Source organism: Niveispirillum irakense DSM 11586 (assembly GCF_000429645.1).
Lineage (GTDB): Bacteria > Pseudomonadota > Alphaproteobacteria > Azospirillales > Azospirillaceae > Niveispirillum > Niveispirillum irakense.
Genome location: NZ_AUCG01000004.1, coordinates 52200 through 66327 on the forward strand (window position 1 = coordinate 52200; position 14128 = coordinate 66327).

At 60.1% G+C, this 14128-nt stretch carries 10 protein-coding genes and 1 pseudogene; 7 read left to right on the top strand and 4 right to left on the bottom strand.

Annotated elements, in window-relative coordinates; translation table 11 throughout:
- Positions 1–17: 17 nt before the first annotated feature.
- From G473_RS0102320 to G473_RS31070, 4 genes are all read right to left on the bottom strand, one after another.
- Positions 18–2357: a TonB-dependent siderophore receptor gene (locus tag G473_RS0102320; RefSeq protein WP_029011780.1), complete on the bottom strand. Its 2340-nt coding sequence runs from the start codon at positions 2355–2357 to the stop codon at positions 18–20.
- Positions 2358–2628: 271 nt separating this feature from the next.
- Positions 2629–3597, bottom strand: coding sequence for a LysR family transcriptional regulator (locus G473_RS0102325; protein WP_029011781.1), 969 nt, complete (start codon positions 3595–3597; stop codon positions 2629–2631).
- A gap of 501 nt (positions 3598–4098) precedes the next feature.
- Complete coding sequence (locus G473_RS31175) at positions 4099–4521, bottom strand: transposase family protein (RefSeq protein ID WP_210163208.1); 423 nt, start codon at positions 4519–4521, stop codon at positions 4099–4101.
- Between the two features lie 143 nt (positions 4522–4664).
- Entirely contained in the window at positions 4665–4796 is a 132-nt protein-coding gene (locus G473_RS31070; protein WP_281169904.1) for a hypothetical protein, read from the bottom strand.
- A 401-nt stretch (positions 4797–5197) separates the two neighbouring features.
- On the opposite strand from G473_RS31070, the gene G473_RS28880 reads away from it, so the two are divergent.
- The 7 genes and pseudogenes from G473_RS28880 (at position 5198) to G473_RS28885 (ending at position 14104) form a co-directional block, all read left to right on the top strand.
- The gene (locus tag G473_RS28880) at positions 5198–6379 is read left to right on the top strand and encodes a JmjC domain-containing protein (RefSeq protein ID WP_051329800.1); all 1182 of its coding nucleotides are present in this window, start codon (positions 5198–5200) and stop codon (positions 6377–6379) included.
- A 2-nt stretch (positions 6380–6381) separates the two neighbouring features.
- Positions 6382–7641 carry an HlyD family secretion protein gene (locus G473_RS0102350; protein WP_029011783.1) on the top strand — a complete coding sequence of 420 codons (1260 nt, stop codon included), beginning with the start codon at positions 6382–6384 and terminating at the stop codon, positions 7639–7641.
- A complete protein-coding gene (locus tag G473_RS24650) occupies positions 7638–9836 on the top strand; it encodes a peptidase domain-containing ABC transporter (protein WP_051329801.1) in 2199 nt (732 codons plus the stop codon). The genes G473_RS0102350 and G473_RS24650 overlap by 4 nt, the downstream gene beginning before the upstream one ends.
- Positions 9837–9860: 24 nt before the next feature.
- Complete coding sequence (locus G473_RS30150; RefSeq protein ID WP_154667221.1) at positions 9861–10475, top strand: hypothetical protein; 615 nt, start codon at positions 9861–9863, stop codon at positions 10473–10475.
- Between the two features lie 1101 nt (positions 10476–11576).
- Positions 11577–11759 (top strand): annotated as a pseudogene (locus tag G473_RS24655) (helix-turn-helix domain-containing protein); the annotation flags it as partial.
- A gap of 214 nt (positions 11760–11973) precedes the next feature.
- Positions 11974–12711: a response regulator transcription factor gene (locus G473_RS24660; protein ID WP_051329802.1), complete on the top strand. Its 738-nt coding sequence runs from the start codon at positions 11974–11976 to the stop codon at positions 12709–12711.
- Positions 12712–12748: 37 nt separating this feature from the next.
- Entirely contained in the window at positions 12749–14104 is a 1356-nt protein-coding gene (locus G473_RS28885; protein ID WP_051329803.1) for a sensor histidine kinase, read from the top strand.
- Positions 14105–14128: the final 24 nt, after the last annotated feature.

The window sequence follows — 14128 nt, forward strand, 5'->3', positions numbered from 1 at the left end:
TGGTTGCAACTACCCAATCAGAACAGGCGTTTGGAGATGCTCAGACGCACGTTCCGCGGTTCACCGACCGGCACATAGGTGAAGGTCGACGCCGACCCGTAATTCCGCCGGTCGAAGATGTTGCGGATCCCGACATTGATGTCGAAGTCGCTGACACTCAGGAAGGCGTTGGCATCGACCTGTCGGGACGACGGCACGACATATTGGCCCAGATTGTTGGCAAAGGAACTCGATCGCCCGTACAGGCCCGCCGATACGCCCCCGCTGACGTCTTCCGACAGCTCCGTACGATAGGTGGAATAGATGCTGTAGGTGTCGCGGGGCTGCTGCGCGATGACGGTCTGAGAGGCGTTGGTCGTCAGCAGCTTATATTTGGTGCGCGTGAGCGATGCCAGGACCGTCCATCCCGGCAGCAACTCACCCGCAATGTTCAAGTCGATGCCACGCCCGCGCTGGCCCGGACCCGGAAAGAGGTTCGTGGGATCGGTGGGATCACGCACGATGATATTGTCCTGCTGAAGTTCGAAATAGGACGCGTTGATTGTTGCATACTTGTTGAAGAGGTCGATCTTGACGCCTGCTTCCTTGTTGGTGGTGATGATGTTCGGCAGGATGCTGCCGTCCTTTGACACGGCGAAGCTGGCCTGCTCACCACGGGCGTAGTTTGCAAAGATCGAGATGTCTTTCGTCGCATCAAAGATGATGCCGCCACTGGGCGACAGGCCGTCCTTGCGCCGCACCACGACCGGCCCCGGCCCGGCGAAGAACGTCTGTGATTGGCTTTCGAACCAGTTCTTGCGAGCGCCACCCAGAACCTTGATCTTCCAGAATTCGATCAGGGCTTGGCCATAGACCCCTTCCTGCTTGCCCCCGTTTTGGACTAGTACATCGCCAAATGGCGAAAACGGGACGACCGGGACGGTGGTATTGGCGCCCAGCGTGAGATTGGAAACCCGGGTATAGACCAGGCCGCTGCGCTGCGCGCTATCGCCGTCGCTATAATTGTACCCCGCATTAAAATTGGCTTCCAACACGTCGCCGATAGTCCTCTTGACCCGGACGAAGCCGTCAACCGAATTGGCCGTGCCTTTCTGCCGCGAACCCTGGATATCGGCGACCAGATCGCCCGCGCGGCTATAGCCAACATTGGCGGCCCGGGTCGTCAGCAGGGTTTCGTCTCGCATCCCGCGTGCCACGAACTCGATGCCCGGCACGATCTGTTGCGTCGCATCGAAGTAGAAGCGGTGGGTCGAGATCCGGATACCCTGCTTGGACGAATAGATCGGCACCGAGGGATCGCGGTCGATGAGCTGACGCGTCTTGTTGTCGAACAGCGTATAGGCACCGATCCCGACAGTCGCCTCATTGAGGCTGGCGCCGATCACGATGTCGGTCAGGCGATCCTTGTATCGCAGCGACGGTGCGATCAGCCAGTTCTCGTCGCCGGTATAGCCACCGTAATTGTGGTCCATGGTCTGCCCGCTGGCGATCAAGCGCCCTGACAGCGTATCGTCTTCGGTGATCGCGCTGTTGGCGTCAACCACACCCCGCGCCAACCCGAAAGAGCCCGTGTCGAAGCTGACGGCAAGCCGTTCCTCGGCGCTGGGCTTCTTCGTTACTACATTGATATTGCCGCCCATATTGCCGAACCCGGCAAGCAGAGCATCGGGGCCCTTGAGGACTTCGACCCGCTCGATATTGGCGACCGGCTGATCGGCACCGGCAGGGACCCCATATTGCGATGCGGTGGTCAAGCCGTTGACCAACCCACCCGCGGAAAAGCCGCGTATCGTATAGGTGGCGCCGCTGTTGGGGGTGTTGAGCTGGGCCGACACGCCACCCGCGTTGCGCAGGATGTCCGTAATGTTAAGCGCCTGCTGTTCCTCAATCGTCTTCGCTGTAATGACCTGCGTATTGCGCGGTTGGTTGCGCAGGCCCAGGCCGTTGCGGTCGGAGGTGCTTGCCTGGCGCACCAGCACACTGGTTTCCGCTTCGTCGCGCCGCGCTGTCACGATGATTTCGCTAAGGATGACCAAGCCCGCCTTGGCGTCTCGAACGACGACGAGACTTGTGCCGCGGGTTGCGGCTTCAATCGCTTCATATGCCGACCGGGCGCCGCGAACGGATTGCGAATTGAGTGCCTTGACCGCGTCGGGGTCGAAATTGACCGTAACGCCAGACTGCCTGCCGATGGCATCCAGCGCACGGTCCATCGGCATCTCGGGAACGTTGATCTCGTCCGTCTGCGCGATCTGGGCCGTGGCGGTGGGGGCCACCCCCATTCCGAGGGCTGCGATGACACTCAGGCTGGAAAACCCGAGCAGACGACACCCCTTCTTACCAGTCAGAAACAGCATGTACTCCCCTCTCCCAGGACGCGCGTCATCCCGCGCAGCATCGCCGCGCCCGGACCGAACGAAATCCCTGTAGCCAAACGGTTAGCGCCTCACGGCGGATAATGCGGTGGCGATCCTCAACCGGTGCAACCGCAGCCGTACCCCTGCTGATAGTAGTCCCGTGTCTTGGCGCAATAACGTGCCCGCCGGACTTTCCTATCGAGGGAGAGGCTATGCTTCACTCATGTGACAGGCAAATTAGAAGTGTTCATGCCCCCATGAGCGGCATCGATCATGACCGTTGTCCGGGGGCTGACCGGGTATATTCCTTAATCTGCTTGACGAACCAGGCCAGCATCGGATCGCGGCGTTTATGCGCCGCGCATTGCGCGACGATGGAGGTAGCGGGCCTGACAAAGGGTGCCCCGACTACTTTTACCGGCAGGATCGATGCATAATATTGAAAGAGCCACACGCTTCCGGTGGCAACCAGATCGCTGCCGATGATGATCGCCGGCAAGGCCGCCTGCGAGGTGGTACGCATCACGATTTGACGGGCTCTCAGCAATTCCGATGCCCGCGGATCGCTGGCAAACACCGATAGCCGTTCGTCACGCGCGATCACGTGTCGCGCAGCTCGGTACGTATCCTCATCAATCTCGTACTGGTCGCCAAGCCTGGAATGTCCCGTCCATATCATGCAGGAAACAGAATCCTTGATGATCGGCACTTGCTCCAGTTCGGGAAGCGCGGCATCCATCGGCAGGACGAGCAGGTCGGCCCCCTGATCAAGCACGCGGCGCGGATCGCTTGCGTCGAGCGGGATGACGCTTACGGTCAGTTTCGGTGCTGCGTCGACCAGCAACCGCTGCACAGTGCCGAGCAGAATTTGCTCGATGGCATCCGGTGCCGCCACTGTGATGGTCCCCGAGGAGGTCAGCGGGTCGAAGACCAGAGAAAAATTGAAGGTTCCGTTGACCTCGCGCATGACACGGCGGGCCTCGTCGCGAAGTGCGAGGCCCAGCGGCGTCAGTTGCGTTTCACCATTCAAATAGGTGATGAGATCGTCGGCAAAATGCTCCCGCAATCGTCGCAGTGCGTGGCTCATCGCCGATTGGCTCAGCCGCACGCGCCGTCCGGCTTCGGTCAAAGTCGGCGCATGAAGGATAGCGTCAAGCGGGTAGAGCAGGTTCAGGTTAAGGCGGTGGATGGGGGCGTGAATATCGGTTCTTTCCGCTCTCGATGGCCCGAATTTTACCATTCTGCCTCTCTCATTCACGGCGCCTTATATTCGTTATTCCATCACATTGCATGTGCTGTCCGGATCACGTCCCTGGCGGTGATGTGGGAACAGCGGGGTCATCGCGCTCTCCGGCGTATCTGGCCGGGATTGTCACGCAGCCACATCCGGCAGTATGACGATGGGATCATCGCTGAGCGGGTTGATTGTTTCCAGTGTCATGTAGCGGGCGCGCTGCATGGTCCCATTTGATGGGTTCGTTTATGAGCGTCTGGCGGTCTTGGATTGCCTGTATCCATCCGGTGAGCACCGCAGGTGGTTCCGCGATTGGAGGGGGGTGCATTGGCGCCCAGGCAGAAAGCGCCGCGCAGCCTGGGCATGTATCGGAGCTCCCCCGCCGCCGCGGACGAGCCGCGGGATCGGAGAAGGCGGAAAGGGTCGAGGCGGAGCTTGCACAGGCGGCGCCATCCAGGGACGGCGGGCTGCGACGGCAGCGCGGCGCCGTTTGGGACCCTGCGGACATCAGGGACTACGAGGAGGAAACGTGACAGCGGACGCGGATACCGCGAGGCTCGAGCTTAACCGCGGCGGTCGATTGAAGCTCCCTTGGAAGAGCGAGAGTTCGAACGGCTCACCAGGGACCTGTTCGCCCGGCTGCTGGACAACGTGAGCGCGACTTGAACGGTCGTGCAGGTCACCGTAACGAGCCAGCACGCTGTCATCGAACTGCTCGCAGAAGATGCGCCGCCCGCACAGGACAGCATCGCACCGAAATCGACGCGCCACGATTGTCAACTCTACTTGCCGACCGCCAAGAGGCAGATCAGCGGGGCGCCGCATATATCTGCTTTGAACCCTCCGGCTTGGCCGCCCGCAGCCTGGACAAGTTGCTGAGGGATAGCGTGATCGAAGCCAAACTTGGACGCGATCCCCGGCAACCTTCATTTCGTCTGCTACAAACCCGGGCGGCGTGAGGCCGGTGCGCTGAAATCGATGTTGCGTTGCTGATCCTCCGGTGAATCAGCAAAAGCGTGGCCCGCAACAGCAGCAAATATGAGTCAGAGCCATTTCTCGATGGAAATCCCGGGTCAGTTCCGCGTGGAAATCAACGGCCAGGAGACCAGCACTACGCCCCGTTCCGCCATGATGGCTGCAGCCAGCCGGTCGAGGTGCTTCTCGGAAATGCCGTTCAGCAGGGCGGCGAGCGGCGCCGTCTGCATCTGCGTAGGCTGCCCTTCGCCCCCCTTGTCGTTCAGCGAGGCGAAGGTGGTATCCGGATTGAAAGCTTGCGGATGCCGAACGGCCTTGGGCTCTCCGCGCTCCTCCTGCCAACGCGCGTAATTGCAAAAATCTGATGATAATCCCGAAGGTGCCTCGGATCGACCATGGCTTTGACCTATCAATGGAGAATGATTCTATTTTCACATAATAACTTGACATTAAATAGATTTTCTCATGTCAACTTCTATTTATTTCCCAATCAAAAATATTGGATTTGACAACCATTTGGATGTTTATATAGCAATTAATGAAATTGAACAAAAAGATAAAATGTTCACCTTGGGTTGGGTCTGAAAAATGATGAATTAAAGATATTAATGCGCGGCAGTGCGAGGAAAGAATGTTCAATTTCGATACAAGTCGGGCTGAGTTCCGTTCATTGTACTTTGAAAAAAAGCCGTGGCTGAAACGTAAGTGTTTCGATCCATCTCCATTCGGTTGGTCTACGATCGACCAGGCGTTGGATTTTCAAGATCCAACCCGCGAATTGCTGAAGGTCCTTCACAAAGGGCGTGTCGAGCCGTCGCATTACGTCGAGGAATACATGGATGTCGGGCTCAGGCGCAGGCGTGTCCGCAAGGATCGCCTGTACCAGATGCTGGCATCGGGGGCCACGGTGGTGCTTAACCGCATCGAACTGGTATCGACGCAGGTGCGCGACGTTTGCCTTGAAATCGGCCGGCTCGTCGGTGCGCAAACGACATCCAACGCATACGCGTGCCTTGGTGGCGAGCCTGCAACCAACGTCCATTGGGATACGCACGATGTCTTCGTCGTCCAGATCGGAGGGCTGAAGCGTTGGCGCATTTATGAACCCACGCATCTCCTGCCGGTCAGCAACCAGGTGAGCAACGATCGGAAGGATGAGCTTCCGGCAGAGCCGGTGATGGACGAGATACTCGAGGCTGGTGACACCCTTTACGTTCCGCGGGGGTGGTGGCACCGCGTCGAGCCGGTGGAGGGGAGCGATACGCTGCATCTGACCGTGGCGATCCACGCACCGCTCATGCTCGACTATCTCGTGTGGGCATGCGCGTCGGTCCTGCCCGACCTGCTTGAGGTTCGGCACTCTCTCGTCGGGGAGGCGCATGACAGCCAGCGTGTCGCAGACGCGGTTGCGGCCGTCGGCGAGTTGCTGACGAGGCCGGAAACCGTCCAAGCGTTTCGCGAACGCTCCCAGCAGCGCGACCGCGTGGTGTCTCCCTTCAACATCGCGACATTGCTCGACCAGGCTAAGGATCCGCTTCCGATGTCTGCCAAGCTGATACTGAACTCCCGTCACGTTGATAGGGACCAGGCCCAGTTCGATATCAATGGAACCGCCATACCATTGCGCGGGGCGCACAGGGCTGTCGCGGCCGCCCTATCCGCCGGCGTAAGCGTCAATATGGCGCAATTGCAGCGGCAGTTGCCCGAGTTTCCGGTAGAGACCCTGGGTGCGATCGTAAAGGACTTGGCGCGGGCGGACATCATTCAGATCACGTTTCCTGAGGAAACACGCAAGTCGTCGCGGACTGCCTGACCATGGCCGGTTCCCAGGCAGGCGTGCTGTTCCGCGAGCAGGTGGCCGAGGCGAGGCGGCAACGCCTCTACGGAGAGGTCGTGCTGACGGACAGCCGCATCAGCTCCAAGTTCGTTGCCGTAATCGCCGTCGTAAGCGTAGGCCTCATCATCTGGGCGATGACCGCCACGTATCCCAGGACGGAAACGGTGCCGGGGGTCGTCGTAACGACCAAGCCCTCCGCGAAGGTCCTGGCACCTCGGGCAGGCGTCGCGGAGCGTGTCCATGTGCGGGAAAACGAGAGGGTTCACCAAGGGCAGCCGCTTGTCTTCATTGGGGTGGAGATACGGGATGAGGGCCATCGCGGTGCGGCCAATGACACGTTAACTGCGCTGGACAGCCAGAAAGACAGCGTCGGCGTCCAGATCGCAGCCGCGCGGAGCGTCATGGCCGCGGAACGGGACAAGCTTGGCCGGACCCTCGAAGCGGTCGCCATGGAGCAGCGATCCATCCGAGTCCAGATGAAGATCCAGGCGTCCATCGTAAAGTCGAAGACCGAGGAACTGGAGCGTATCCGCCCGACGGTCGAGAAGGGATACCTGAGCAGGTTGGAACTGGACCGCCGCGAACAGTCGCTCCTTATCGAGCAGCAGCGGCTTGAGCAGTTCAACCAACAGCTGGTCCAGCTCGGCGTCCGGCGCCAAGACCTAGAGGCCCAACTTGAGCGGCTGCCTGCGGACGAACGCCGGCAGTTGGCGGAGCTTGAGGGGCAGCTCAGTTCCATCTCCCAGCAGAAGTCGCGAACGAAAGTCGAGGTGGGCTATACCGTGGTGGCGCCGATCGAGGGTCGCGTTACCGCCCTCCAGGCTTCGCCTGGCAAAGGCATAGAGCCCGGCGTTCCGCTCATGGTGATACTGCCGGAAGACTCCGATTTCCATGTCAACCTCTACGCTCCGTCCAGGGCGGTAGGTTTCATCAAGGTCGGGCAACCGGTACGCGTTTCCTATGACGCGTTCCCGTACAAGCAATTCGGAACGTTCAGTGGCGAGATTGAGTCCATTTCGGGCATCGCGTACGCGCCGGGCGAATTGGACACGCCGATCAAGGTCGGCGAACCGGTGTACGCAATCAAGGTGCGCCTCGCCAACGAGACCGCCACCGCTTTCGGGCGGTCCCTTCCGCTTCAATCGGGGATGACCCTGACGGGCAACATAATTCTTGAGCGCAGGTCGTTCCTCGACTGGCTGCTGCAGCCGCTCAACGCGGTCAGGAAACGCACATGACAAGCATGACCGACCTGTTCACGCCGGAGAAGTTCGTCCGCCAGGCCGAGGCGGGAGAGTGCGGCTTGGCCTGCCTCGCTATGATCTCGCGCCACTACGGTGACAAGGACGGGCTGTCGGCGTTGCGACGGCGCTATCCTCTCTCCGCGCGCGGAAGTTCGCTGAAGGACGTGATCGCCATCGCCGATCAGATGGGTTTCCACACCAGGGCGTTGAAGAGCGACATCCCGTCGCTGTCTAAACTGGGGCTGCCGGCGGTCCTGCATTGGGATCTCAACCATTACGTCGTGCTGGACAGGATACAGGTCCGGGCGAAAGGCACGACCTACTATATCCTGGACCCAGCCAGGGGTATGCGGAGCATTGCAGAAAGGGAAATCGCCGAGCATTTCACCGGCATCGTGTTGGAGTTGACGCCGAGCGCCGCTTTCACGCCCAACACCAGTCGCGCCCGGCTGCGGTTTGGCCAGCTATGGTCGAAGATACGCGGTCTCGGGCCGGCCTTGGGACGTATCCTCGTCCTGTCGGCAATCATGCAGGCAGTGGCGCTCGCGATACCATTCTACATGCAGATAGCGATCGACACCGCCCTGCCAGGCTCCGATTTCGACCTGCTGAACATCATCGCGCTCGGCTTCGCCGGACTGCTGCTCTTGAACGCCGCCGCCCTGTGGGTTCGAAGCCGGCTCGTCCTCAGCCTCAGCAACAGCCTCGGCTTCCAGACGGCGGTCAACCTTTTCCGGCACACCCTGTTCCTGCCTACCGCCTGGTTCGAGAAGCGCCACCTGGGGGACATTTCATCCCGCTTCTCCTCCCTGCAGCCGATAACCGACCTCCTAAGCAAAGGCCTGGTGAGTTCCGCTGTGGACGGGATCCTGGCGATTTCGACCCTCTGTCTCATGGTGGTCTACTCGCCGCTTCTCGCCTCGCTGACCGTCGCCATCATCCTGGTCTATGCGGCGGTTAAGGCGGTGTTCTTCAAGTCAATGAAGTTCGCCAACGCCAACGTGCTGACCGCGCAGGCGCTGGAAACATCGGCGTTCATCGAGAATATGCGGGGCATCGCGGCGATCAAGACGTTCTGCCAGGAGGGCAACCGGCAGCGCCATTGGCAGAACCGGAAGGCGGAATTCGTCAATGGCAATCTCCGCCTCGGCCGGCTGACGGCAGGTTTTGAGACGACCAACGGCTTCGTCGTCGGAATCGAGAACATCGTCTTCATCTACATCGCGATCGGCATGGTGCTCAGCGGCGACATCTCGCTGGGCATGGTCTTCGCCTTCCAGGCCTACAAGCAGCACTTCATCGGTGCGACGACCCGCCTGGTCGACCAGGTCATGAGCTACCGGCTGCTCGACGTTCACCTCGAGCGCATATCCGACATCGCCCTGGAACCGGGGGAGCCCACGGAGAAGATGGCCGCGGCCGCGCCGTTGGGAACGATAGAGCTCCAGAACGTCAGCTTCTCCTACGGGTTCGGCCAGCCCTTCATCCTGAAGGGTGTATCGATGCGGATCGATCCTGGAAGGACCACCGTCCTTGTCGGCCCCTCCGGCGCCGGCAAGACAACCCTCTTCAAGATCCTCTGCGGTCTGCTCCAGCCGACTTCCGGCAGGATGCTCGTCGACGGCATTCCCCTGCAGGAATACGGAGTGCGGCGCTATCGCAGCCGGCTGGGCGTCGTAAGCCAGGATGACATCCTTTTCAGCGGCTCCCTGGCGGAGAACATCGCCTTCTTCGATCCGGACTACGACATCGAACGTGTTGTCGGGTGTTGCCGGCAGGCGTCTATCCATGACGACATACTGAAGATGCCGATGAAGTACGAGACGTCGGTCGGGGACATGGGATCGAACCTTTCCGGTGGCCAGAAGCAACGCATCCTCCTGGCACGTGCACTGTACCAGAGGCCCGACATGCTGATGCTCGACGAAGGCACGGCGCACCTGGATGTCCGCACCGAGGCGCGGGTCGTCGATGCGATCAAGCAGCTCGGTGGAACCCGCCTGCTTGTCGCCCATAGGCCGCAGACGATCGAGACGGCCGACATCGTCTACCAAATCGTCGACGGCCATGCGCGTCGACTGGAGTTCGTACCCGATGCCGGGCAGGCGAAGGCGGCAGAACCTTCCATGCGCCTGTCCAAGCATGCGGTCCCGGACAGTCCGGGGCCGGAGTTGACGTCCACAAACTAGAGCGAAAACTTAAGGAGAGATGAAATGAGGCATTTCAGTGGTGAGTTCGAGGGTATCCGCTTGCTCATGGGCGACGAACTCGAGCAGATCGCGGGCGGCGAGGGCGAGGATACCGATGACCTGATACCGTTCGACGAATGCCAGGATCGGCGATCCGATGGGCTTGCACAGGCCCTGGGAAACCGGATAGCCAACGCGCCGGATACAGCAAACATCGAATACGGTGCAGTTATATTTCGGAATGCCGACGGCACATTGGGCCAAACGAGAATGCTGATAGGAAATTCATCAGGCGTTCCCGATTTCAACTCCTCCCCCCAGAGCCTTGGGTTCAGTAGTTGGACACAGGTCGTTGGTATTCTCCATAGCCACCCTACTGTACATAGTAGCGGTGCTCAAATCACACCTGATTGGAATCACGATAAGCCTAGTGGAAATGATTGGCAATACATGGATTGGATTGCATCTCAGTCAGGAGTTGATACTAACAATCTTAGGCAGTACATTTATCATGCCGGACAAATGAATGAATATTATTATAATGACAACAATCAAACTCAATGGTCTCCCGACAATCGATGGAAGTTTTCGGTGAAGTCGGACAGCTATCAACCCAATGCAACGTGCCCTGAAAACTGAGGTGACCTATGTTGGCTTACATGACTGCGCTTGTGCTTGCCAGCGCCGCTGCAACGCCGATTGATGGTAAGGGAGATGAACAGGGGCCTCCCCCTTTCGTAGAACTCGCACTTCCTCGGAGTGTCACACGGACTGTGTCCGCACTATGCGAAGATCGGCAAATTATTGTTCAGCTCGAGGAGAGCCTGGATTCTGTAAGAGTAATATCTTACAGCGGGGCCTCCGGAATAGCCAGTGTCGATGAATTGAAAAAATGGACAAAGCAGATGGAGGCACTCAGCAATGTATACGGAGTTTTCATCACATGTCATGGCAAAATTGACAATGTAATGATTACTGGAACCGGCCAATCTGGTGCTCCGGGCCAATCGCGTGTCGTCGCTATTTGGAATGAGGGGAAAATGCGGTTTACGCCGTAGGAAGAAAGTAGCTTGGCCACGGTTTGTTCTGTGGTCAAGCTACTAACTATTCGAGCTTCTTTCATTTGGGAATATTCTGTAAGAAAAAGGCATTTTAAATCCAAAGCAATCAAAGCCATGCCCCAAGGAGCCAGGAGGCGCTGTTCTTCGGTTCGTTGCTCGATCGGGGTGCATGTACCGCCCGGGAGGTCCTGTCCATGACGCCGGAAGGCCAATTCCGGCTCCGATATGAAATGCGGGCCCTGTCTATGGGATCCCGCTACGGCTATTCGTTTGGAGAAACGGTTCTGAACAGACCAAGCGACCTGGCCTTCAATCTCATACGGACGCCTGACGTCTTGACCGCGGCTTTCCATAGGGGTGGGGAAGGAGGGTATTGGGTTGTGCGTGAAGTGCGCTCCAGCCGTCTCCCCGCCCCGTAACCATCACCAAGTGGTCGATACCCTTCGGGTCCATCGCTGTCCGCTCCTCTCACCCGACAATCTATGCCTAGTCGAGGGCCGGGACAAGGTACCGCCAACCGGTCCCGGCGGTGCTGTCGCTGGCGGGATAAAACTCTCCAGAAGTGGCGAATGAAAAGTCCCCAGTTTTGGCAGAGGGCAAGGCCCCGGGGGCGTGCCCCCTGGACCTTGCGGCCATCTCTACGCCATCCTGTCTCCCGCTGTCTGCGGGGAGGATGCCGGTGATTAAGCTTGGCGACCTTGTCATGATCCTGGACCTTGCCCGCCAAGGGCTATCCGTTTCCGCCATCGCCCGACGTACCGGTTTCGACCGCAAGACCGTGCGCCGGCATATAGAGCGTGGGCTGGAGCCACCCGCCTACACACCCCGCCCGCCGAGGCCGAACAACGCTATCATGACACCGTAAGGGCTCAGCAAATAGCGGCGTAACTCACGAAACTTCGCCGCCGACAATCCCCGCGCGCTTCATTCCTCTACGCGAAACGCAATCCAGACGAGAACCTTGACTTGTGTTTAGGAGGTTTAGTTTGTAAAAATCACTATGTTTGGCATATCATTTTTACATGATCGACGTGCAGATTGGGACAAACAATAGACGAGGATTAGGCGGAACAAGTATGCAATCTCCCCCGGATTTAGTCGATGGCAAGGTGATCCAGGTTCTGCTGGTCGAGGACGATGTGGATTTCCGCGTCGCCTTGGAGGATTTGCTGTCCCTTTCGGGGCTGACGGTCGCGTCGGCGGTGAATGCAAGAGAATTCTACAAGCGGTTCGCCATGTCGATGCCGGACATTGTCGTGATCGATGGCAACCTTCCAGATGAAAGCGGTTTCGATGTCGCGCGCTTCGCGGCGGCGTATCCCGTGGGCGTCATCATCCTGACCGCCCGAAGCGCGGTCGGGGACCGCATCACGGGCTACGAGGCCGGCGCCGATCTGTATTTCGTAAAGCCGGTGGATGGGGGTGAGTTGGTCGCTGCTATCCGGACGCTGGCGGTGAAGCGTCGCGGTCGGCACGACGGCGCCCCCCGATCGCCGCGATCGGTGGCTGGCTGGACCTTAAAGATCCATTCGCGGCTGCTGATGGGGCCGGTCGGGCAGTTAGTCTATCTGACCCTACAGGAGGCCCGGCTGCTGGCCGCGCTCGCCAGGGTCGCGCCCGGTGCCGCAGAGCGGTCCGACCTTCTCGACGCCATCGGCCATGACGGCGAGATCGGCGACCGGCAGGTTCTCGATTCGGCGATACGCCGGCTGCGCCGGACCCTGGAGGAGGCGGTCGGAGGCACAGCCGGGATCGCCACGGTTTCCGGGGTCGGCTACAGCCTCAGCATGCCCCTCGGCCTCGATCCGGGGTGACGATCGACAGTGTGGCAAAAAAGGGGCAGGCGACAGGATGGGACTGCATTCCGGTACGTTGTTTGTCACGCTGCTGATGTTGCTGGTCCTGGCGACCCTTTTCATCGCGGTGATCGGCCGGCACTACCGCATGATGCGCGGGCTCGATCTGTGGGCGTGGGGCGTCGGGTTGACGGTCCTATTCTGCGGCGCTTTGCTCGGTCGCGGCATCCTGCCGGATACGGTGACGATCACACTGGCGAATGCCCTGTTGCTGGCGGGGCGTGCCCTGATCCAGGCAGGGCTGTGCCAGTTCTTCGGGATTCCGCTGCGGACTGGTCTGCTGGCGGCGCTTGTGCTTGCTGCCTCGCTGCCGCTCCAGTTCCTGTTCGACGACATTCACGCCCGGATCGTCCTCGTCAGCTTCGGTCTCAGTGCCCTGGCCGTCATGGCAGCTCACATCCTGTTCATCGCGCCAGGAGCCATGACCGCGGGCCGCCGCATCGCCGCTGTCGTCTGGTCGGTGGAGGCCGGGCTGATGGCGTTCCGCGCGGTCCATGCCGCGATCAGCCCCGCGCTGCTCCCCGGTGGCAATCCCGGCCTTGTCGCCGAGGTCTTCCATTTGTGGAGCATCGCCTCCCTGTTCATGACGATCGTGTCAATGGTGATGATGGTCGCCGAACGGATGGCGGTGGATCGCGAGGCGGCCATGGAGGTTCAGCGTGTCGCAATTGCGGAGCAGCGCGACCTGTTCGCCATGCTATCGCACGAGTTCCGCAACCCGCTCGGAGTCATCCAGGCGACGGCGGAGGGGTTGCTCCTCGCCGCAGGCCGGCTGCCGCCGGGAGCGGAAGAGCGGATCACCCGGATCCGCAACGCAACCGGGAGGATCGGCAAGCTCATCGACGATTGCCTGACGGAGGAGTGGCTGGAGAGCGCCAGTCAGGTGCCGAACCGGCGTCCCGTTGACCTCAAGGCGCTGGTCGAGACCGTGTGCCGGGATCAGGCAGCACTGAGCCCCGATGTGCGGATCGCCGTCTCGCCGACCGACCGACCGATGCGGGTGCATGGGGACGCCGCCCTTCTGTCGATCGCCCTGTCCAATCTGATCGTCAACGCGGTCAAATACGCCAGCCCGCCGGAGGTGGCGGTCCGCCTGACGAGGGATGGCCGTGCCGTGCGTCTCCAGGTGGCCAACCCCGGCGTGCCTATCCCTTTGGACGAGCAGGCCCGGCTGTTCGACAAGTTCTTCCGTTCCGGTCGGGTCGGTCGGACTCCGGGTGTCGGACTTGGCCTCTACCTCGTCAAACGCATCATTACGGTCCATGACGGGAGCGTCGGGGTAGAAAGTGGCCCTCGGGACGGGACCAGCTTCACGCTTGTTTTGCCATTGTTGGATACGAATACGCCGTAACCTTCCACCCTCGAATGGGAAACT

Coding starts and splice junctions, on each gene's coding strand:
- G473_RS0102320 (WP_029011780.1), bottom strand. CDS start 2,357: ATGCTGTTTCTGACTGGTAAGAAGGGGTGTCGTCTGCTCGGGTTTTCC.
- G473_RS31175 (WP_210163208.1), bottom strand. CDS start 4,521: ATGAAGGTTGCCGGGGATCGCGTCCAAGTTTGGCTTCGATCACGCTAT.
- G473_RS0102350 (WP_029011783.1), top strand. CDS start 6,382: ATGGCCGGTTCCCAGGCAGGCGTGCTGTTCCGCGAGCAGGTGGCCGAG.
- G473_RS24660 (WP_051329802.1), top strand. CDS start 11,974: ATGCAATCTCCCCCGGATTTAGTCGATGGCAAGGTGATCCAGGTTCTG.
- G473_RS28880 (WP_051329800.1), top strand. CDS start 5,198: ATGTTCAATTTCGATACAAGTCGGGCTGAGTTCCGTTCATTGTACTTT.
- G473_RS28885 (WP_051329803.1), top strand. CDS start 12,749: ATGGGACTGCATTCCGGTACGTTGTTTGTCACGCTGCTGATGTTGCTG.
- G473_RS0102325 (WP_029011781.1), bottom strand. CDS start 3,597: ATGGTAAAATTCGGGCCATCGAGAGCGGAAAGAACCGATATTCACGCC.
- G473_RS24650 (WP_051329801.1), top strand. CDS start 7,638: ATGACAAGCATGACCGACCTGTTCACGCCGGAGAAGTTCGTCCGCCAG.
- G473_RS31070 (WP_281169904.1), bottom strand. CDS start 4,796: ATGCAGACGGCGCCGCTCGCCGCCCTGCTGAACGGCATTTCCGAGAAG.
- G473_RS30150 (WP_154667221.1), top strand. CDS start 9,861: ATGAGGCATTTCAGTGGTGAGTTCGAGGGTATCCGCTTGCTCATGGGC.